This window comes from Pseudarthrobacter cremeus (genome assembly GCF_051857465.1).
In the GTDB taxonomy this organism is placed as follows: Bacteria; Actinomycetota; Actinomycetes; order Actinomycetales; family Micrococcaceae; genus Arthrobacter.
The window spans coordinates 358,376-378,369 of record NZ_JBPZHC010000005.1 but is presented as its reverse complement, the minus strand read 5'-3'; the positions used below and the strand labels follow the sequence as shown (position 1 = coordinate 378,369).

General features: G+C 63.3%; 18 protein-coding genes and 1 tRNA gene. 10 read left to right on the top strand and 9 right to left on the bottom strand.

Features of this window, described 5'->3' with window-relative positions; all coding sequences use genetic code 11:
• Positions 1–93: 93 nt before the first annotated feature.
• The 3 genes from ACS5PJ_RS12035 to ACS5PJ_RS12025 all read left to right on the top strand — a co-directional run bounded on the left by ACS5PJ_RS12035 (position 94) and on the right by ACS5PJ_RS12025 (position 2,467).
• A tRNA-Thr gene (locus tag ACS5PJ_RS12035) sits at positions 94–167 on the top strand.
• Between the two features lie 376 nt (positions 168–543).
• A complete protein-coding gene (locus ACS5PJ_RS12030) occupies positions 544–1,413 on the top strand; it encodes an NAD-dependent epimerase/dehydratase family protein (protein WP_439435111.1) in 870 nt (289 codons plus the stop codon).
• Between the two features lie 22 nt (positions 1,414–1,435).
• On the top strand, positions 1,436–2,467 hold the full coding sequence (locus ACS5PJ_RS12025) for an aldo/keto reductase (protein ID WP_439435110.1): 1,032 nt from the start codon (positions 1,436–1,438) through the stop codon (positions 2,465–2,467).
• A 33-nt stretch (positions 2,468–2,500) separates the two neighbouring features.
• Here the strand turns inward: ACS5PJ_RS12025 and ACS5PJ_RS12020 are convergent, their stop codons facing one another.
• The 8 genes from ACS5PJ_RS12020 to ACS5PJ_RS11985 are packed head-to-tail and all read right to left on the bottom strand — an operon-like array spanning position 2,501 to position 10,789.
• A complete protein-coding gene (locus ACS5PJ_RS12020) occupies positions 2,501–3,493 on the bottom strand; it encodes a 3-hydroxyacyl-CoA dehydrogenase family protein (protein WP_439435109.1) in 993 nt (330 codons plus the stop codon).
• Complete coding sequence (locus ACS5PJ_RS12015) at positions 3,490–4,620, bottom strand: Gfo/Idh/MocA family protein (RefSeq protein ID WP_439435108.1); 1,131 nt, start codon at positions 4,618–4,620, stop codon at positions 3,490–3,492. The genes ACS5PJ_RS12020 and ACS5PJ_RS12015 overlap by 4 nt, the downstream gene beginning before the upstream one ends.
• Positions 4,605–5,303, bottom strand: coding sequence for a ThuA domain-containing protein (locus ACS5PJ_RS12010; RefSeq protein WP_439435107.1), 699 nt, complete (start codon positions 5,301–5,303; stop codon positions 4,605–4,607). The genes ACS5PJ_RS12015 and ACS5PJ_RS12010 overlap by 16 nt, the downstream gene beginning before the upstream one ends.
• A 50-nt stretch (positions 5,304–5,353) precedes the next feature.
• Positions 5,354–6,358, bottom strand: coding sequence for a sugar phosphate isomerase/epimerase family protein (locus tag ACS5PJ_RS12005; protein ID WP_439435106.1), 1,005 nt, complete (start codon positions 6,356–6,358; stop codon positions 5,354–5,356).
• 25 nt (positions 6,359–6,383) lie between these two features.
• On the bottom strand, positions 6,384–7,577 hold the full coding sequence (locus ACS5PJ_RS12000) for a Gfo/Idh/MocA family protein (protein ID WP_439435105.1): 1,194 nt from the start codon (positions 7,575–7,577) through the stop codon (positions 6,384–6,386).
• A 38-nt stretch (positions 7,578–7,615) separates the two neighbouring features.
• A complete protein-coding gene (locus tag ACS5PJ_RS11995) occupies positions 7,616–8,521 on the bottom strand; it encodes a carbohydrate ABC transporter permease (RefSeq protein WP_439435104.1) in 906 nt (301 codons plus the stop codon).
• A gap of 1 nt (position 8,522) precedes the next feature.
• Positions 8,523–9,461 carry a carbohydrate ABC transporter permease gene (locus ACS5PJ_RS11990; protein ID WP_439435103.1) on the bottom strand — a complete coding sequence of 313 codons (939 nt, stop codon included), beginning with the start codon at positions 9,459–9,461 and terminating at the stop codon, positions 8,523–8,525.
• A complete protein-coding gene (locus ACS5PJ_RS11985; RefSeq protein WP_439435102.1) occupies positions 9,458–10,789 on the bottom strand; it encodes an extracellular solute-binding protein in 1,332 nt (443 codons plus the stop codon). Before ACS5PJ_RS11985 ends, ACS5PJ_RS11990 begins: the two co-directional genes overlap by 4 nt.
• Before the next feature lie 234 nt (positions 10,790–11,023).
• On the opposite strand from ACS5PJ_RS11985, the gene ACS5PJ_RS11980 reads away from it, so the two are divergent.
• Positions 11,024–12,073: a LacI family DNA-binding transcriptional regulator gene (locus tag ACS5PJ_RS11980; RefSeq protein ID WP_439435101.1), complete on the top strand. Its 1,050-nt coding sequence runs from the start codon at positions 11,024–11,026 to the stop codon at positions 12,071–12,073.
• Between the two features lie 260 nt (positions 12,074–12,333).
• Here ACS5PJ_RS11980 and ACS5PJ_RS11975 read toward each other — a convergent pair whose 3' ends face one another.
• A complete protein-coding gene (locus ACS5PJ_RS11975; protein WP_439435100.1) occupies positions 12,334–13,383 on the bottom strand; it encodes a LacI family DNA-binding transcriptional regulator in 1,050 nt (349 codons plus the stop codon).
• 180 nt (positions 13,384–13,563) lie between these two features.
• On the opposite strand from ACS5PJ_RS11975, the gene ACS5PJ_RS11970 reads away from it, so the two are divergent.
• The 6 genes from ACS5PJ_RS11970 (at position 13,564) to ACS5PJ_RS11945 (ending at position 19,878) form a co-directional block, all read left to right on the top strand.
• Entirely contained in the window at positions 13,564–14,922 is a 1,359-nt protein-coding gene (locus ACS5PJ_RS11970) for an ABC transporter substrate-binding protein (RefSeq protein ID WP_439435099.1), read from the top strand.
• The gene (locus tag ACS5PJ_RS11965) at positions 14,919–15,896 is read left to right on the top strand and encodes a carbohydrate ABC transporter permease (protein WP_439435098.1); all 978 of its coding nucleotides are present in this window, start codon (positions 14,919–14,921) and stop codon (positions 15,894–15,896) included. Before ACS5PJ_RS11970 ends, ACS5PJ_RS11965 begins: the two co-directional genes overlap by 4 nt.
• On the top strand, positions 15,893–16,843 hold the full coding sequence (locus ACS5PJ_RS11960) for a carbohydrate ABC transporter permease (RefSeq protein WP_439435097.1): 951 nt from the start codon (positions 15,893–15,895) through the stop codon (positions 16,841–16,843). Before ACS5PJ_RS11965 ends, ACS5PJ_RS11960 begins: the two co-directional genes overlap by 4 nt.
• Positions 16,844–16,869: 26 nt before the next feature.
• On the top strand, positions 16,870–17,715 hold the full coding sequence (locus tag ACS5PJ_RS11955) for a sugar phosphate isomerase/epimerase family protein (protein WP_439435096.1): 846 nt from the start codon (positions 16,870–16,872) through the stop codon (positions 17,713–17,715).
• On the top strand, positions 17,712–18,941 hold the full coding sequence (locus tag ACS5PJ_RS11950) for a Gfo/Idh/MocA family protein (protein WP_439435095.1): 1,230 nt from the start codon (positions 17,712–17,714) through the stop codon (positions 18,939–18,941). The genes ACS5PJ_RS11955 and ACS5PJ_RS11950 overlap by 4 nt, the downstream gene beginning before the upstream one ends.
• Positions 18,942–19,176: 235 nt before the next feature.
• The gene (locus ACS5PJ_RS11945; RefSeq protein ID WP_439435094.1) at positions 19,177–19,878 is read left to right on the top strand and encodes a hypothetical protein; all 702 of its coding nucleotides are present in this window, start codon (positions 19,177–19,179) and stop codon (positions 19,876–19,878) included.
• The last annotated feature ends 116 nt before the right edge of the window (positions 19,879–19,994 follow it).

Sequence of the window (19,994 nt, the reverse complement as noted above, 5' to 3'; positions counted from 1 at the left end):
TGTCCGCTTCTCCCGGGGCTCCGGTTTTTACCAGCGGCGGGACTTGGGCTAACCTTATCTAGCGCCGTTGCGGCGCACGCCCTGTGTGGGCGCGCCTCCTTAGCTCAGTTGGCCAGAGCACCGCTCTTGTAAAGCGGGGGTCGTCAGTTCGAATCTGACAGGAGGCTCCGATTGTGGCTTTGAACTACGGTTTAATTCCGGCATACGACAGCATTCCAGTCTCCGGCCGGTCCGGGACTCCCACTTCACGATGGCCAGCTTCCGGGCACCGGCCCTGCGACACCGCGTGAGCCTTGGCCGCGGGACAGTACTTATACGGGACCATCTGCCCATACGGCCCTTAGCGCGAAGTTAAAGTTCTGGAATGGCGGGGGGGGGGTTCTGGCTTTCCTAGGACTCAGAGGGCCATGCGAGGGATCCAACCCGCGCTCTATGGTGGATGGATCATGGTCATCCCGGGTCAGCCTTGCGAAGAGGGTTGGCTCAACAAGCTTTGACCAGAGCGTCCGGTCGGAACGATTGGGCCCTATCGAGGGAGTATCGATGCGAGTTGCTGTTACCGGAGGAAGCGGAAAGCTGGGGCGGAGCGTGATTCGGCGGCTGAGCCAGGACGGTCACGAGGTCACCAACCTGGACCGCACGGGCGAGCGTGGGCGCGGGTTCACGGTGGTGGATCTGCGCGATTACGGCCAGGTGGTGGACGTGTTCCTGGGCCTTGACGACAGGCACACCGGGTTCGACGCCGTCGTTCATCTGGGGGCCATTCCCGCTCCGGGTGTCGCGCCTGACGCTGCCACGTTCGAGAACAACATGCTGGCCACGTACAACGTGTTCCAGGCGGCCCGCAGGGCAGGGACCAAGAAGATTGTCTATGCCTCAAGCGAGACGGTGCTGGGATTGCCGTTCGACGTCGACCCTCCCTATATCCCGGTGGATGAGGAATACCCGGCCCGGCCGGAAAGCACATACTCGCTGGTCAAGGTTCTTGAAGAGCAGATGGCAGTCGAGTTCACGCGGTGGGACCCGGAGTTGAGCATCACCGGCCTGCGGTTTTCCAACGTGATGGATCCGGCGGACTACGAGGCATTCCCCGCCTTCGATGCCGACCCCTCGCTGCGGAAGTGGAACCTTTGGGGCTACATCGATGGCCGCGACGGCGCGCAGGCAGTGGCATGCGCGCTGGATAAGGCCAAGCCCGGCTTCGAGGCATTTATCATCGCCAACGAGGACACCGTGATGAGCCGCTCGAGTGCCAGCCTGGCCGCCGAGGTGTTCCCCAACGTCAAGGTTGTGAAGGATTTGGGCGAGCACGAGACGATGCTCTCGATAGACAAAGCCAAGCGCCTGCTGGGCTTCGCCCCCGAGCATAGCTGGCGGACCTACTCGAACCGCACCACCCCCACCGAAGACTGACCCCCGAAGAATGAGGAGCTCCATGCAATACCGCACACTGGGCAACAGCGGTGCCATCGTCTCCAACTATGCGCTGGGCACCATGACCTTCGGCGCTGAAGCCACCGAGGAGCAGTCCCGCGCAATCCTGGACGACTACCTCGCGGCTGGCGGCAACTTCATCGACACCGCCGATGTCTACAGTTCCGGCGTGTCCGAAAAGATCATCGGACGCTGGCTGGCCGATCGGCCGGAGGACCGGGACAAGGTGGTGCTCGCCACCAAGGGCAGGTTCCCCATGGGGACGGCACCGAATGACGTCGGCACCTCCCGCCGGCACCTGACCCGGGCGCTGGATGACTCTCTGCGCCGCCTGGGAGTAGAGCAGATCGACCTCTACCAGCTCCATGCGTGGGACCCGGTCACGCCGCTGGAGGAGACCCTGCGTTTCCTGCACGACGCCGTCAGCAGCGGAAAGATCGCCTACTACGGATTTTCCAACTTCCTTGGCTGGCAGCTGACCAAGGCCGTCCACCTGGCCAAAGCCCACGGCTGGAGCGCCCCAGTGACCCTGCAGCCGCAATACAGCCTGCTGGTTCGCGAGATCGAATCCGAGATCGTGCCGGCATCGCTTGACGCCGGAATCGGGTTGCTGCCCTGGTCGCCGCTGGGCGGCGGCTGGCTCTCGGGGAAGTACAAACGTGATGCCCCGCCCACCGGTGCCACCCGCCTGGGTGAAAACCCCGACCGCGGCATGGAGGCGTGGAAGGCCCGGAACGCTGACGCCCGCACGTGGGAAGTCATCGAGGAAGTGGAGGAGATCGCCGGCCGCCACGGCGTGAGTCCCTCGCAGGTGGCGCTGGCATGGCTGGCGGACCGCCCTGCTGTGACGTCGGTGATCCTCGGTGCCCGGACGACTTCCCAACTCGCCGACAACCTCGCGGCAGCGGACCTCGTGCTCACGCCGGGGGAGCAGGAACGGCTGACAGAGGTCAGCAATCCGCGCGTCGGGGTGTACCCCTACGGGCCGATGGCGCACGAGCAGCGCAGCAGGAAGCTCGAAGGGGGCCGCTAGCCGCCGTCTGTCACCACGTCGGTGACTCTTCCCTCAACCAATGGGTGCTGGGCCGAGATCGTCTATCAGTTTCTGCATGGCCACGTACGCCTTGTTGCGGTAGGCGATCAGCTCTGGTGTGCGCTCCGCAGGCACGTTGAGAAAGCCTGCGCCGGTCTTCGTGCCCAGCTTCCCGGCTGCTACCAAATCGCTGAGGATCTTTGGGGTGGCAAACCGCTCCGGGAACTCGGTCTGGAGTGATTTGTAGCAGAAGTTGTACACGTCCAGTCCGGCCATGTCCGCAATTGCGAAGGGACCGAAGAACGGCAGCCGGAAGCCGAAGGTGGTGCGGACCAGAGTGTCCACATCGTCCGCCGTCGCGATTCCCTGCTCCACCAGCTGCGCGGCTTCGTGGAAGAGCGCGTACTGCAGGCGGTTGAGTACGAAGCCGGTGACATCCTTGACGACCGCGGTCTGCTTGCCGGCGGCGTGAACCAGGTCGCGGACTGCACCGATCGTGCTTGCCGAGGTGCCGGCGTGGGGAATGACCTCAACGCCGGGGATGAACGGCGACGGGTTGGAGAAGTGTACGCCCAGGAACCGCTCCGGGTTGGCCACGGGTTCGGACAGCTCCGCGATCGAGATGGTGGACGTGTTGGAACCGATGACGGCGTCAGGCCGTGCGGCGGCGCTGATTCGCGCCAGGGTCTGATGCTTGATGGCAAGAACCTCGGGGACGGCTTCTTCAATGAAGTCGGCGTCCGCCACGGCTTCCTCGATGTCCTTGGCGGCCCAGAGGTTCTGCTTCAGGATTTCGGTGGAACCGGCGGGAAACAGGCCGTCGGCCACGAACTGGTCCGACTCCACCAGGAGACGGTCGTAGTTGCTCTGGGCGACTTCGGCGGACACGTCGGCGAGTGCCACGCGTGCTCCGCCGAGGGCCAGGACCTGCGCGATCCCGCCGCCCATGTAGCCGGAGCCGACGACGGCGATGTTCCGGGTGCTGTTCGCGTGATCTGGGGCAGGGGTGCTTGCTGTTTCGATCATGATCGGGTTGCCTCCTGGGCCTGCAGCGCGCCCACGCGGTCGGTCAGGACGGTCAGTTCGACGCTTGCCGGCCGTTCAGCAGAGCTTCGGATGGGTACTGCGGTGCCGGTGCGGGCTGATTCGAGGACTGATTCCATGACGTCGAGGGCATGGTAGGCAAGGGTGCCGCCCGCGCGGGGCTCGGCGCCAGGTTCAGTGGCGGCCAGATCGGCGATGCCGAAGCCGCGTCCGGCGTCGACGTATCCGGCGGACACCGGGAGAGTCTCCCACTCGTCAGCGCCCAGAGGGAACAGCTGGACTTCGCCGTCAAAGTGGTTGGGGTCCGGCACAACGAGGGATCCTCGTTCACCGTGGATCTCGATGTTCGGCGACTTGGACTTCACGGCGTCGAAGCTCATAAAAAGGGTTGAGAGCGCACCGGAGGCGTGCACCAGGACACCGGTGACGTGGGAATCGATGGCAACGGGGACCTTTTCGCCCTGGCGGGGGCCGGAGCCGATGGTGCGTTCGCTGCGGGTGTGGCTTGCGGCGCCAACCACCGAGACGACAGGGCCCAGCAGGGTGACGAGGGCGGTCACGTAGTAAGGGCCCATGTCCAGAAGGGGACCACCACCGGGCTGGTAGTAGAAGTCGGGATTCGGGTGCCAGCGCTCATGGCCCGGGGTGACCATGGTGGCGGAGGCGGAGATTGGCGCGCCGATCAGGCCGTCATCGATGGCTTTGCGGGCGGTCTGGATGCCCGTGCCCAGCACGGTGTCGGGGGCGCACCCGACGGCGACTCCCGCTTTGCGTGCTGCGTCCAGCACCTGGCGTGCCTCGGCAGCCGTGGCAGCAAGGGGTTTCTCGCCATATACGCTCTTGCCTGCGGCGATGGCCTTCAGTGCCACCTCGGCGTGCGCCGCCGGGATGGTGAGGTTCAGGACCAGTTCGACGTCGTCCGCCGCGAGGAGTTCGTCCACGGAGACGGCGCGGACCCCTTCATGGTCATCGGCCACTGCCTGGGCGCGTGCGGGGTCGAGATCGGCCACCGCCACCAGCTCAATCTGGTTGAGTTTGCGGAAATTGGCGAGGTACTGCGCGATGATGGCTCCGCAGCCAACGATTCCTACTTTCAACGGCTTGCCCACAGCAGGCCCCTTTCGATGATGGTGCGGACGTTGGTGTCCTCGAGGATTTCGACCCGGTGGCCGGGAGTGGTGACGAAGATCCTGCCTTTGCCCCACTGGCGGGTCCAGATGGCCGGTGAAGTGACTTCCCGGTTCCACGGATCCCATTCCCGGACTTTCTGGGTGGTGGTGGCCAGGATGTCGATGTAGTCGTCAGAGAGCACCCAGTATTGCTCGGTGACAAGGTCGAAGTCCCCGATGCCCTGGGTGATGGGGTGCTTCGCGGCTGCGGGAAGCATGTTGACCGTGTAGGGCACGTAGTTGTCCGACTGTTCGCCGACGCACTCGTCCGGATGCTTGCCGGGATGGCAGGCGAACTGGCCGCCGATCAGGTGCAGATAGTCCGAATTGTTCCGGTAGGAGTCGGCGATGCCCCCGTGCCAGCCGGCCAGGCCGGTGCCGTTTTCCACTGCTGCGCGCAGCCCGGCGAACTCATCCTTTTCGATGGTGGTCATGGTCATGCACTGCATGATCAGGTCCACCCCTGCCATGTATTCGGCGTCGGCGTAGACTTTGGGGGATTCCTCGACGCGGACGTCGTAGCCGTTGTCCTTGAGGTAGGGGATGAAGAGCTCGGTTGCCTCGTAGGGCTGGTGTCCGTCCCAACCGCCACGGACCACCAGGGCATTCTTGCGTTCTGTCATTTCGGGGTTTCCTTTTGTTGGCTGCCGGCCCGTGAGGACCGGAAAGTCGGTCAGCGGCTGGCGAAGGCTGCGTCGAACGCGGCTGCAGGCGGGGCGATCCGGGCGAGTTCCTTGACCATGGCAAGCGCCTGTGGAGCGCCGATGAGGCGGTCCATGCCGGCGTCCTCCCATTCGATGCTGGTGGGGCCGTTATAGCCGATGGCGTTCAGGGTCCTGAAAATCCGGTTCCACTGCACGTCCCCGTGCCCTGCGGTGACGAAGTCCCAGCCGCGCCGCGGGTCTGCCCAGGGCAGGTGGGAGCCCAGCCGACCGTTGCGGCCATCGAGCTGGCGGATGGATTCCTTTACGTGGACATGGAGGATGTGCTCCGCGAAGTCCTGCAGGAACATGACGGGGTCCAGGTCCTGCCAGATGAAGTGGGACGGGTCGAAGTTCAGGCCCAAGCTCCTGCGGTGCCCGATGGCCTCCAGGGTGCGCTTGGCGGTCCAGTAGTCGTAGGCGATTTCGGACGGGTGGACCTCCAGGGCGAAACGGACACCCACCTCGTCGAAGACGTCCAGGATGGGGTTCCAGCGGTCCGCGAAGTCCTGGTAGCCGGCGTCGATCATGGCTTCGGAGGCGGGCGGAAACATGGCAACCGCCTTCCAGATGGAGGAGCCGGTGAACCCGGTCACGGTCTTGACGCCGAGGCGGGCGGCAGCGCGTGCCGTGTCCTTCATCGACCCGGCGGCCCGGCGCCGCACTCCTTCCGCTTCGCCGTCACCCCAGATTTCGGCAGACAGGATGCCCTGGTGCCGTTCATCGATGGGGTCATCGCAGACTGCCTGTCCGGTGAGGTGGTTGGCGATAGCGAAGACCCTCAGATTGTTCTTCTCCAGGATGTCGAGCCGGCCCTGGAGGTAGTTGTCGTCCTCTGCCGCCCGACGCGGGTCCAAATGGTCGCCCCAGCAGGCGATCTCAAGCCCGTCGAAGCCCCACTCGCCGGCGAGCCGGGCCACCTCCTCAAACGGCAGGTCGGCCCACTGGCCGGTAAAAAGCGTGATGGGTCGTGTCATGGGGGTTCCTTGTCCTGTGGTCACTTCAGACCTTCTGCCACTGGCTGGAGTTGGCGGCGCTGGCCTCCACGGCCGCGAGGACCCGCTGGACCTGCAGGGCTTCCGCGAAGGACGGTTCCGGCTGGCGGCCCTCGCCGATCGCCGTGACGAGGTCCACCACCTGGTGGGTGAATCCGTGTTCGTAGCCCAGGCCATGGCCGGTGGGCCACCAGTTGCCGACGTACGGGTGCTCGGGCTCGGTGACGAAGATCCGCCGGAATCCGGCGTCCGGGGACTCCGCGGCGTCGTAGTAGGACAGTATGTTCATTTCCTCGAAATCAAAGGCGAGGGAGCCCTTGGTGCCGTTCAGTTCCAGCCGCATGGCGTTCTTGCGGCCCAGCGCGTATCGCGTGGCTTCGAAGACGCCTACCGCGCCCGAGGCGGAGGCACCGCCGTCGAACTTTGCACTGAAGATGGCGGCGTCATCCACGGTGACCGTCCCGCGGGGCGCGTCACTGCTGAGGTTGCCGTGGCCGCCGAGGCCGACGAGGTTGCCGGCGAGCGGGCGCTCCGTGACAAAGGTTTCGAGCAGTGCCGAGACGCCGGAGATGCGCTGCCCGGTGACCCACTGGGCAGCGTCGATGCTGTGCGCCCCGATGTCGCCGAGGGAGCCCGACCCGGACTTGCTTTTGTCCAGCCGCCAGGTCATGGGGGCATTGGCATCCGAGAGCCAGTCCTGCAGGTACTGCGCCCGGACGTGCCGGACCTCTCCCAGCCTGCCCTGTTCCACGAACCGTTTGGCCAGGGCCAGGGCCGGTGTGCGGCGGTAGCTGAAGCCGCACATCGCGAGGACGCCTTGCTTGGCAGCGACCTCAGCCGCCAGGGTCATCCGCTCTGCTTCCTCAACGGAGTTCGCCAGCGGCTTCTCGCACAGCACATGCTTGCCTGCCTCGAGGGCGGCGATCGCAATCTCGGCGTGTGTGTCGCCGGGCGTGCAGATGTCGATCAGGGCGATGTCGTCGCGTTCGATCAGGCGGCGCCAGTCGGTTTCAACCGACTCCCAGCCAAGCTTGTCTGCCGCGGCGCGCACGCCGCCGGCGTTCCGGCCGGCGACGGCGGTGAGCCGGGGCTGCAGCGGCAGGTCAAAAAACCGTGGCGCCGTACGCCAGGCGTGCGAGTGGGCTGCTCCCATGAAGGCGTAGCCCACCATGCCGACGCGAAGGGGCTTTGCGGGGGTCATATGAATGTCCTTTCCTGAAGTTCCTGAAGTTCCTGGTGTTACTTGCTGAAGCCGGCGGTCAGGCCGTTGAGGAGCTGGCGGCGGCCCACCACATAGAGCACCAGGATTGGCAGGGTGCTGAGCACCACCGAGGCGAGCACTGCGGGGATGTTGACGCTGTACTCGCCCTGGAACGTCCATAGGGCCAGGGGAAGGACGCGCAGGCCGGGGCTCTGGGTGAGGACCAGCGGAAGGAGGAATCCGTTCCAGACGTGCAGGCCGTTGTAGATGGCGACGGTCACGATTGCAGGGCGCGTCAGCGGCAGGGCAAGCCGCCACATGGTCTGCCACTCGCTGCAGCCGTCCAGCCGCATCGACTCGAACAGTTCGTTCGGGACGTCGCGGATGAAGTTGGACAGGATCAGGACCGTCAACGGGATGGCAAACGCAATGGAGGGAAGCATGAGCGCCAGCAGGCTGTCGTACAGGTTGAGCCGGATGATCATCAGGTAGATCGGGATGATCGTTGCCTGCAGCGGGATCGCCAGTCCCATCAGGAACACACCGTTGACCAGCTTGAGGAACCTGCCCTTGCCCCGAACAATCGCGAACGCGGCCATGAAGGAAACCAGTACTGTCGGGATGACGGCACCCAGCGTGACAATCGTGCTGTTCATGAAGTACTTCGCGAAGTCGGCCTCAAGAACCATCTGGTAGTTTTCCAGGGTCGGCGCAGCAGGAAGGGCCAACGGATTCTGGCCGAAGTACCCCGCCTGCGTCTTCAGGCTCGTGATGACCACGTAATAGATCGGGATGATGATGATGGCGAGCCAGATCCAGCCACCGAACCCCGCAGGGATGTTCAGCCGCCTCATCCGGGAACCGAACCCCCGTTTGACGGCGGAGGGGTTGGCCGCGGTGCCGGCGGGAGTATTCTCCGTGCTGCTTTTCAGGACGGTGCTCACCCTACATACCTTCCAATTGGCTGCCCTGCTTGTCCTTGCCTCCAAGGCGCTGGAGGAACAAGGCAAGTGCAAGGCCGATGAGTACGAGAATGACGGCAATGACGCTGGCCGGGCCCATGAGGTTTGCCCTGAAGCCCCTCAGGTACATGTCCAGGGCCAGGATCCGCGTGGAGTTTCCTGGACCGCCGCCGGTGAGGACGAAGATCAGGTCGAAGTACGTCAGCGACCCTACGACCATCAACGTGGACGACGTGATGATGGTGTACTTCAACTGGGGCAGGGTGATGTGGAAGAACTTCTTGATTGTTCCCGCCCCGTCGATTTCCGCTGCTTCGTACAGTGACTTGGGAATCTGGCGCACGCCGCCCTGGTAGATCAGCGTGTGGAACGGTACGAACTGCCAGGCAATCACAAAGATCACCAGACCCACGGCCAGGTGCGGGACTCCCAGCCAGTCCTGGGCCAGGAAAGGGAGTCCCAGGCCCGTGGCCAGGCCGAAGTTTGGATCCAGCAGGGCCTTGAAGGCGATGGCGACTGCTGCCGATGAGAGCAGCAGTGGTAGGAAGTACAGCACTGCCAGGGCGGCCCGGTAGCGCTGGCTTCCTGCAGTGAAGACACCCAAGAGGAGGCTGATGGGCGTCTGGACCAGCCAGGAGACGATCATGATCAGGAAAGTCAGTCCCAGGGAGCTGTACAGCCCCGGATCCGCGAGCACCGAGAACCAGTTGCCCAAGCCCGCGGACCCGATGGCACCGATGCCGTCCCAGCTGCTGAAGCTCAGGACGAGGACACCGGCCAGCGGCACGACGGCGAACGCAAGAAAGAAGAACAAAGCGGGCGCTGTCAGCCACGCGAGTGCAGCAGTACGCTGCCCGCTTTGCTTACCGCCAGTCCGGCCCGCGACGGCAGTCTTTCGAACGGTGGAGACGGCGTTACTCATTTTCCGAGGGTGGCATTCATGTTCTGGGCGAACTGCTGGGGCGTGATCGACTTCAGGAACAGCTGGTCAATGTTGTTCAGCAGGGCTTCTGCGGCGGTGGGGCTCAGTGCCTGGTCCCACGACTGCTGGAAGTTCGGGGCGTTCTTGGCCAGGTCGTAGACGAAATTCAGGAAGTCCTTGTCCGGAGACGTGTTGAGCTTGTCTTCGATGCCGTTGACGATGGGGACGGATCCGGAATTGATGTAGGTATCGATGACCGTCTCGGTCAGGATGCCGTCTTTGAAGAACTTCTTCGCCGACTCCTTTTCCTTATCTGTGGCCTTGGAGGAGATCGACATGTACTGCGCGGGGTTGCCCACGCCATTTTTGGGGTCGCCCTTGCCGCCGGCAACGGTCGGGAACTGGACGAAGCCCAGCTTCCCGTCCTGGACGAAGTTCTGCCCGCCCTTCTTCATGGAGCCATACGTCCAGGAACCGTGCAGCATCATGGCTGCCTTGCCCGTGAACAGGAGCGCCTGATCCGCGTTGGAGTCTGCAGCGATGGAGGAGAAACCCTTGATGAAGCCTTCCGCCGAGACGAGCTCCTGGATCTTGGTGCCGGTCTCGATCACAGCAGGATCCATCCAGGCATCGGGCTTGCCCTGGAAGATGGCAGTGAATACCTCGGCGCCCCCAATGCGGTCGAGCAGGTACTCAAGCCACATCATGGAGGTCCAGCGCGACTGTCCGCCGAGTGAGAAGGGAGCCACGCCCATCCCGTTGAAGGTTTTGACCAAAGACATGACGTCGTCCCAGGTCTTGGGCGGCTGGACGCCGGCCTTCGCGAACAGGTCCTTGTTGTAGAACAGTACGATCGGGGCTACGTATTGGTTGGGCAGCGCGTAGATCTTCCCGTTGACGGTGGCTGCGCCGAATGAGGCGGGGAAAAACTTGTTCTTCAGGTCCTTGTTCTCGTCAAACCAGCTGGTCAGGTCGTCGACCTGATTAGCCTCGGCGTATGTCTTCAGGGTGCCGCCGCCCCAGCCGTAGATGATGGTGGGGGCCTGGCCGGCGCCTATCGCGGTCTTGATCTTGGTCTTGTAGGCGTCGTTCTGGAAGTAGGTCACGGTGATCTTGTCGCCGGGGTTCGCCGAACTGAAGGTGTCCACGGCCTTTTGCATGGTGGTCTGGTTCGGCTCACCGGACAGGTACCACATGCTGGCGCCGCCGCCGGCGGCGCTGGAGGTACCCGGTCCGGACGTCCCGCACGCAGTGGCGGTCATGGCGGCGAAGGGAGTGAGGGCGGCGAGGGCGAGGAAAGAGCGACGGGAGGTCTGAGATTGCTTCATTGCTTCTCCATCTGAAATTGCTTCTTTGCAAATGTTCTGGGCTTGCGTTCCGGGTTCTCCATTTCGAAACATTTCGAAAAGGTGATTTGGATCACGGTCTAAACTAAATGCCCGGGCTGATAGAGTCAAGAGCAATTCGGGACCTATTTTGCGGCCGATAGTTCCTGCCCTTGACCAACTGTAGGAAGCTTCTGCAGAATGAAACCACGAAACTTTTCGAAAGGTTGCGAACGTATGGCGACAAGGGTGTCAGAACGTGCGAAACCAACGCTCGCGACCGTGGCGCGCCAGGCTGGTGTATCGGCGCCCACTGTCTCGAAAGTGGTGAACGGCCGTGAAGATGTTGCGCCGGAGACCCGGGCACGGGTACTGGCTGCTCTGGAGGAAGCCGGATACCAGTCCCCTTTACAGCGCCGTTCCACCCAGGAAGCCGGGACGGTCGTTGAGGTGGTCATTGACGTACTTGACTCCGCCTACATGATTGAGGTTCTCAACGGGGTACTGCAGTTTGCTGCGGGTGCCGATGTTGAGATTCTTATCAGCGTCACGGGGAAGGCAACTTCGAGCCCGCGCAGTCCGGAGCGCCGCGCCCAGCGCATGCTGGACGAAGGCCGGTTGGGGATGATCGTGGTCACGTCCGCCTTCAGTGAGGCGCAACTGAATGCGTTCAGGCGCCGCAAGATTCCCGTCGTCGTCATTGACCCGCTCAATCCGCCCTCGGCCGATGTGGTCAGCGTAGGAGCGACCAACTGGGCCGGTGGCAAGGCCGCGACAGAACACCTGCTGGAGTTGGGGCATCGGCGCATCGCGTACATCGGCGGGATACCGGGAGCTGAATGCAACCAAGCTCGGCTGCACGGGTATATGGCTGCCCTGATGGCTCAAGGCGTACCAGTCGAGCCCCAGTACATTGTCTCCGGCGGCAAATTCCACAGGGAAGGCGGGATCGCGGGGCTCAAGACGCTGCTCCAGTTGGACCAGCACCCCACCGCTATCTTTGCCGGGAGCGACAGCATCGCTTTGGGTGTTCTCAGCGAAGCAGGCCGCCAAGGTCTCAGGGTTCCCCAGGACATCAGTCTTATCGGCTTTGACGGGACAGCCCAGGGCCAGGAATCCGTCCCGTCACTAAGCTCCGTCGCCCAGCCGCTTGAGGAGATGGGACGCGCAGCGCTGCGGTCACTTCTCCGCCAGGCCCGCGGGGAAGTCCTGGATTCGCACCGCGTCGAACTTGCCACGCATTTGATCGTCCGGGACTCCACAGCCCCTCCCTCGGTGTCCGTGTAAGAGGTCGCCGTTGGACGTTCCGCGCGCTCACGAAGTCCACCCTCATAGCTCTCACTTCACCCGGCGTCTGGACTTGGCAGCCGTCGGAGCCTGTTCTCCCGGCTGGCGGTCGCTTCCTGTGCCTTCTGGTGGAACCATACATCCACGAGGCGATGACGATGCCCGACGCCCCCGCCGTTTCCCGCTTGGAAGCAGGACAGTAGCGGACCTCTTCATGGGCAAGCTGACCAGGTCGGCCCGTGTGACAGTGATCGAGACGTTTACGAATGGGACTCGGTTCGATGCGGGGCGGGTCCGGTGGAGGCGCGGATGGTTAGATGGGTCGGAAGTTCGACCTGCGTCCGAGGGGAAACGGTTGAGGGACGCAGGCGGCTGAGGAGCATGTCAGTGGCTACCCGGCCGGCTTGCTCGATGGGCGCCGTCAGAGTGGTCAGTGGCGGACTGCAGAAGTCGGCGCCGAATACGTCGTCGCAGCCGATCACGCTTAGGTCTGCGGGCACTTCCACTCCGCGTTCTTTGAGCCGGACGAGCATGCCTATGGCGACCAGGTCGTTGAAGGCGATGCACGCGGTGGCCCCGCTGTTAAGGGCGGCATCGGCCGCGGCAGCGCCGGAGCGCTGATTCGGAGGGTATGGTCCTAGCCTTCGGATGGTGATGCCCAAAGTGTCGGCGGTTTCCTGGAGTGCGGTCCAGCGGCGGCCGTCCGACCAGGAGGCGATCGGCCCGGCCATGTAGGCAATATCGCGGTGACCCAGGGAAAACAGATGCTCAACGGCTTGCTGGACGCCGCGGGCCGTGTCGATCAGGACGGTGGGAACCCCCGGACTTGTCCGATTGATCGTGACGATGGGAATGCCCGCGGCTGCCTCGGCTAGTTTGTTGTCGGTGAGCCGGCTGGCCGCAAGGATGAATCCGTCTGCCGAGCCCTTCAGCTCATCCAGATAATTCTCCTCAAGGTCGTTGTCTTCCTCCGTATCGACCAGCAGTTGAGTGAAGCCGGAAGCCCGAAGCTGGCGCTGGGTGCCACGGATGATATCCAGAAAAAACCCGTTGGTGATGTCCGGAACGAGCAGTGCGACAATCCCGGTACGCGAGGAACTCATGGCACGGGCAAGCGAGCTGGGCACGTAGCCCAACTCTGCCGCGGCCGCCTCGACCCGCTCCTTCGTTGCCCAGTGAACACGTCCGGGTTGGGACAGTGCCCGGGAGACCGTCGATGTGGCAACCCCGCTCAGGGCCGCGACATCCTTGATGGTCGGGGGCCGCCTTGAAGCAGATCCGTTTGAATCAGCGGCATTAATCTTCTCCATTGACAGCTCCCTCGGCAACATTCCGTGCGGATGATGTGGATTCATCATGGCATTTTTGGCAATTTTTGGCAACGCGTTGCGAGAGTTGCCATTCGTGTCATAGTGTCCCAAGTAACACTCCGGCCCCAAGGCCGCGCCCTGCGAATGCGGGTGATGACTCAAAGAGGAGCAAGCAAAACCATGAAAAAAACTAAGTTGCGGCTTATCGGCGTGGCCGCCTCCATCTCAATGGGCGCGTTGGCGCTCGTTGCGTGCGGCGGCCCCGAAGCCGCCACTGACGGCAAGGTGGACGGAACAGGCAAAACCCTGAATGTCCTGGTCGGAGCCAATGCCCAGCATGGTGAGAAGTACAAGGACTGGCAAGGGCATATCGCTGAGGAGTTCAAGAAGTCCACCGGCGCGGACCTGAAGTTTGAGACCTTCGCTTCGGCGTCCGACGAACTCTCCAAGATCCAGACATCCGTTGTGGCAGGACAGGGCCCGGACGTCTATGCAGTGGGTACAACCTTCGTGCCGACGGCATACTCAACGGGCGCGTTCGTCAAGTTCGACGACAAGCAGTGGGACCAGATCGGAGGCCGGGACCGCTTCCTGCCTGCGACGCTGGGCATCTCCGGCCCCGACGAGAAAAACGAAGTTGGCGTCCCTTTCCTTAGCCGTCCTTACGTGCTGGCCTACAACACTGAGCTCTTTAAGAAGGCCGGTCTTGACCAGCCTGCGAAGACCTGGGACGGGCTGCTGGAGCAGGCAAAGAAGCTCACTAACGGGTCCACCTACGGTTTTGCGACCGGTTACGCGGATAACTATGCGCCTTGGAAGTTCGTCTGGACCATGGCCAACCAGGCTGGAAATCCCTTGGTAGACGGGGACAAGGCGCGGCTCCAGGACCCTGCAGTGCAGAAGGCCTATGAAACGTACTTCGGCTGGCTGACCAAGGACAAAGTGGTCAACCCGGCCGCCGCGGGGTGGAACGACAGCCAGGCTGTTGCCGATTTTGCCGCCGGAAATTCGGCCATCATGCTCATGACCACCGCAAACGCCAAACCGACGTTCGACTCCGGGGCCGTTAAGGGCAAGTACGCCTTCACCACCATGCCGACTGTGCCGCCGGGGCAGAGCACCGCTCCCTCGGGCGGAAACCCAGTCACATCCATCATCTCCGGCGACGACCTGGTGATCGCGCAGTACTCGCAGCAGCAGGACTTGGCCGCCGCGTACGTCAAGCTGCTCACCAGTGAAGACGAGCAGCTGTATTACCACAAGACATTCGGCGACCTGCCCACAAATGCGGCCGCTGCAAAGAAGGTTGCTGACGGCGACGCGGCCCTGGCTCCGATGATCGAGTCCGCGAAGCAGGCCAAGACCACCCCCTTCACCGGGGCCTGGGGGGATATCCAGCTTGCCCTGACCAATATCGTTGCCCAGGCGCGTCCGGCCCTGGCGAATGGCGGGGTCGCCACCACCGCGCTTGAGGCTGCCTTGGCCCAAGCGCAAAAGGATGCACAGGCCTCACTCGACAGGGCATTGGCCAACAAGTGAGCATTCTGATCAACAAAGACCCCCAACCGGGGCATCCCGCCGCTCCGGCGCCGGACCAGCGGACTCCCGCTGGCCGGCGGCGGACCGTCAGCGAACGCAACCGGCCGTTGTGGCTGTTGACGCCCGGAGGCCTGCTTATTGGCCTCATCATCGTGGTTCCCCTGCTGCTGGGTGTCTACATCTCGATGCTTCAGCTGGACCAGTACACAATCCGCAAGTGGGTAAGCGCACCGTTCGTGGGCCTGTCCAACTTCGTTGAAGCGTTCACTGCCACCGACATGATGCACGCCTTCGGCAACAGCGTGTCATTTTCGGTCATCGCAACGCTGATGACCGTTCCCGTCGGAGTTTTCGCAGCCCTGGCCACACAGAATTCGTTCCGGGGCCGGTCCGTCGTCCGTTCCATTTTCCTCATTCCCTATGTGCTGCCCTCCTTCGTTGTGGGCACCTTCTGGCGGACCATGCTTCAGCCCGATGGGATCGTCAACCAGTTCCTCCTCAGCGTGGGCCTCCCGGCCGGCCAATGGCTGAGCGGACCGGCGAGCTACTGGGTGCTGGTAATGGTCGAAGTATGGGCCGCCTGGCCCTTTATCTACCTCATGGCCCTGTCGGGGCTACAGGCGGTGGACCAGGAGGTCCACGAGGCTTCGGCCATCGACGGCGCCCTGTGGTGGACGAAGCTGCGGTATGTGATCTTTCCCTACCTGCGGGGACCGGTCGCCCTGGCCTGCTTGATTGCCACTCTTCACCACATCGAAAACTTCTCCCTGGCCTTTGTCCTCTTCGGCGTTCCCGCACCGTACGACATCCAGGTCCTGCCGACGCTGGTCTACAGCATGAGCTTCACCAGCCTCCGGTTCGGCATGGGGGCGGCGATGGCCCTGTTGTCCCTGGTGTTCATCGCACTGCCCCTGTACTTCTACCTTCGGGCCGTCAAACTAGATACGGGCACGGATTCAGGAGCCAAGAAATGAGTGACACAACCACGGCGCCCGAGCGGGAGACCCTCCTGGGGCGAACCGAAGTTCCCGCAGCCCAACGAAGCAAGAGAAGGCCAGGACGGCAGTCGGCGGAGGTCAACAGGCTGCTGCCCAAACCTCTGCTTGTTACGGTCATTGCCGGCCTCTGCACGGTGATCGCCATCCCGCTCCTGTATGTCGTTTTTGCCTCCATGAACTCGGATGTCGAAGTGGCACGGGGCGCCTACTTCCCTACCGAATTTACTTTGGGGAACTACGCCAAAATCTGGAAAACGCTGCCGCTGGGCCTTGGCCTGACCAACAGCATCCTGACGGCCGGCGCAGTCGCTGTCGTAGCCTCACTGCTGGGCATCATCACCGCCTACGTGCTGGTGCGGTTTGAATTCCGCGGACGCCTCGGCATCCTGCGTGGGTTGATTGGACTGCAAAGCCTGCCCGGGACCCTCCTGCTCCTGCCGGTATTCGTGGTCTTCGCCTCGGCCGGAAACTACCTCGGCATCACCGTCATCGGCACCAGCTGGGGCCTGTTCCTGGCATATCTGACCTTCGCCCTGCCGTTTGCGATCTGGGTCATGGTGACCTACCTGCGCGGACTGCCCAAGGAATTGGAGGAGGCCGCCCGAATCGACGGCGCGTCCTCGGTCGGCGTTCTGTTCCGGATCATTTTCCCGCTCAGCTGGCCTGGACTTGTCGTCTCCGGCGTCTTCTCCTTCCTGCTCGGTTGGAACGACGTTCTCTTCGCTTCGGTACTGACGCGACCGAACACCCAGACCGTCGCCGTCGTCCTTCAGGTATTCGGGTCTTCCTCGGAAGGCGGAGCACTGCCTCTCTACGGGCAGATGATGGCCGCCTCCCTGGTCTGCGCCGCCCCGGTTGTCATCCTCTACCTCATTTTCCAACGCTTCCTAGTCGGCGGGCTCACTGCCGGCAGCGTCAAATAACGACTCAAGCCATTAAGGAAACCGCAGTGAACGAAAACAAGGTCGTATGGGCCCTCTCCGGCTTCGGCGACGAAATCAGCCCCGACCCTATTGTCCAGATCGCCGTCCTGCAGGCGCTGGGGGCCAACCACATCGAAGTCCGCAGCGCTTGGGGAACCAACATCGTTGATCTTTCCGAGGAAGACCTGCAGCGGCTGCAGGGCCTCCTGTCCAAGCACAACATGGGCGTTTCCGCGATCGCTTCCCCCATCGGAAAGGTCGATGTCAGCGAACCGGTCGAGGCAGAGGTCGAACGTCTGTCCCGGGCCATCCATGCTGCAAAGACCCTGGGCACGCGGTACATCCGCATCTTCTCCTTCTACCGCGCAGAGGGTGCGACCGCAGAGTCGATCCGGGGGCAGGTCATGGAGCGGATGCGGGCGCTGGCATCGGCGGCCGAAGCCGCCGACGTGATCCTGCTGCACGAAAACGAAAAAGACATCTACGGCGACACCCCTGACCGGGTCCTGGACATCATCGAGACCGTCAACTCGCCGGCGCTGAGAGTGGCCTGGGATGCAGCAAATTTCGTTCAGGTCGGGGTTAAACCGTTCACGGAGGGGTATGCGCTGCTGCGCCCTTACCTTGAGTATCTTCAGGTCAAGGATGCGCGCTCGGACGACCGGCTGGTCATGCCCGCCGGTGAAGGCGACGGCGAGATGCAGGCGACCGTCAACGCGTTGCGCGATGACGGATACGCCGGCTTCGCGTCGTTGGAACCACACCTTGCAGACACCCACCATCTGGGTGGCTTCTCAGGGCCAGCAGCCTTCGGCGTCGCGGGACGGGCTTTCAACCGAATCCTTGACGCAGCAGGAGTGGCAACCCGATGAGCAACGATGCCCCGAATGCCGAGACTTCGCTGCCGGTCCAGCCTTCCGGCAGGCTCCGCACCGCCCTGGTCGGCTGCGGTGTCATTGGCAGGCAGCATGCCCGCGTAATAGCCGCGAACGATGACCTGGACCTGGTCGCCCTCATCGACGTAGTCGAACCCACCGCGAACGCCGTCGCCGACATGGTCGCAGCCGAGCTTGACCTGCCCCGTCCGGCCATCCACACTTCCCTGAGCGATGCCCTGGTCGGCACGCGCATCGACGTCGTGGTGATTTGCACACCCAGCGGGCTCCACTCCGATCTGGCCGTGGAAGCAATAGCCGCGGGCAAGCACGTCATCATCGAGAAGCCCCTCGACGTCGATCTGCCGAGCGCCCGCGCGGTGGCGGTGGCGACCGAGCAGGCCAGGTCCCGTGGGCAGGTGGTTTCAGTGATCAGCCAGCACAGGTTTGATTCCGCCAGCGTCGCGGTCTCCACAGCGATCGACGCGGGCCGCTTCGGCCGTGTCACCTCTGCCGTCGCGTCCCTCGCCTGGTGGCGCTCACAGGAGTACTACGATTCCGGGCAGTGGCGGGGCACCTGGGACATGGACGGCGGCGGAGCCGTCATGAACCAGGGCGTGCACACCATCGACCTTCTCCTCTGGTTCCTCGGCCGGCCCGTGGAGATTCATGCCCACACAGCGCTGCTGGCGCACGAAAACATTGAAGTCGAAGATACTGCCGTGGCCACCCTCCGCTTTGAGTCAGGGGCTCTGGCGGTGCTGCACTTCACTACTGCCTCATATCCCGGGCTGACCGCGCGGCTGCAGGTGCACGGCGACCGAGGCTCCGCCATCATCGATAACGACCGACTGGTGTACTTCCACGCCGCTGACAGCGACCCTGATGCCGCTTCGGTTCCGCCCTATGGCCTCGCCGGAGGAGGCAATCAGGCTCTGAATGAAGTGGGCTCGCGGGACGCGTCAACCAACACCACCGGGGCCGATGACCTGCAGACAGCACACCAAAAGCAGTACCAAAATGTTGTAGATGCCATCCGCACAGGCTCCCGGACAGTCGTGGGCCTCAGCGAGGCCACCGCGGCGCTGGCCACCGTCCGCGCCCTCTACGTCTCGGCCACACTGGGAACTCCGGTGAACTTCGAGGAGGTCCTGACCGGCAAATACGATGACCTGCGGCTTCAGACAGGCGGAGCCATCAGAGGTCGTCCCGCTCCGGCTTGACCGTTCAAACGCAAGCCGGGGCACACCGAGGTGGGCCCCGGCTTGTCCAGAGTCAGCCACCGCAAGCGATCGGCCGCTGATCGCGACCGGGTCCGCGGTGATGGTGGGCCGGGGACCTGGACGAGTGTCCTGCGAAAAAAGGGTAGGCGCTGCGCCCATCTCCGGGCGGTTGTGGTGCGAATCACATGCGACCATCGAAATTATCGGTGGCCCCTGGGATAGGGAGCAAACAAACATGAAAAGAAATTCGAAGCTGGTTCTTGGCGGAGCAGCAGCGGCGGCGGTACTTACGGTAGTAACACTGGGTGCGGGGCCTGTCCTGGCCCAAAACGGCAAAGCGCCAGACAAGTCGGTGACGCTCCATGCCGTGCTCACTGAGTTGAATGGTTCGGGCGCATCCGGGACCGCAACAGCGGTGGTGAAAAACCAGAAGATTGAACACATCGAGGTCCACGCCGAGGGGCTTACCCCGGACGCACCCCACGCCCAGCACATCCACTACGGCAACGACGCACTTAACGAGTGCCCGACCCTGGCCCTGGACACCAACAGGGACGGGCGGCTCAACACTGTTGAAGGCATCCCGGCCTACGGTCCCGTGGTGGTCTCCCTAAACACCACCGGGGACACCACGCCGGCAAGCTTCCTGGACGTTGCCCGGTTCCCGGTCTCCCATGACGGCATCTTTGACTACAGCCGGAACAACATCGAATTCACTGACGTAGCCGGGACAGGTTACCCCGGCGCGGGTGGCCTCGGCACGGCAAAGCAGATCGCCGATGCCATCCGGGACGGCGAAGGTGTCCTGGTCATTCACGGACTGGACTACGACGGCAACGGAACCTACAACTTCAGTGACCCTGAAGGCGGCAGCGAACTGACCCCGAGCCTGCCCGCCGAGGCCACAGACCCGGCAGTATGCGGGGTCCTCCGCTGATGTGGTGACAACGTCCGCATGACGGCACGTAGAGGGCTGCGGTGGTTTCGGCCCATACATCTTCGGAGACCATCGAGCGGTGCAGCAACGCTCCGGGCCCGGTCCTCAGGACCCCT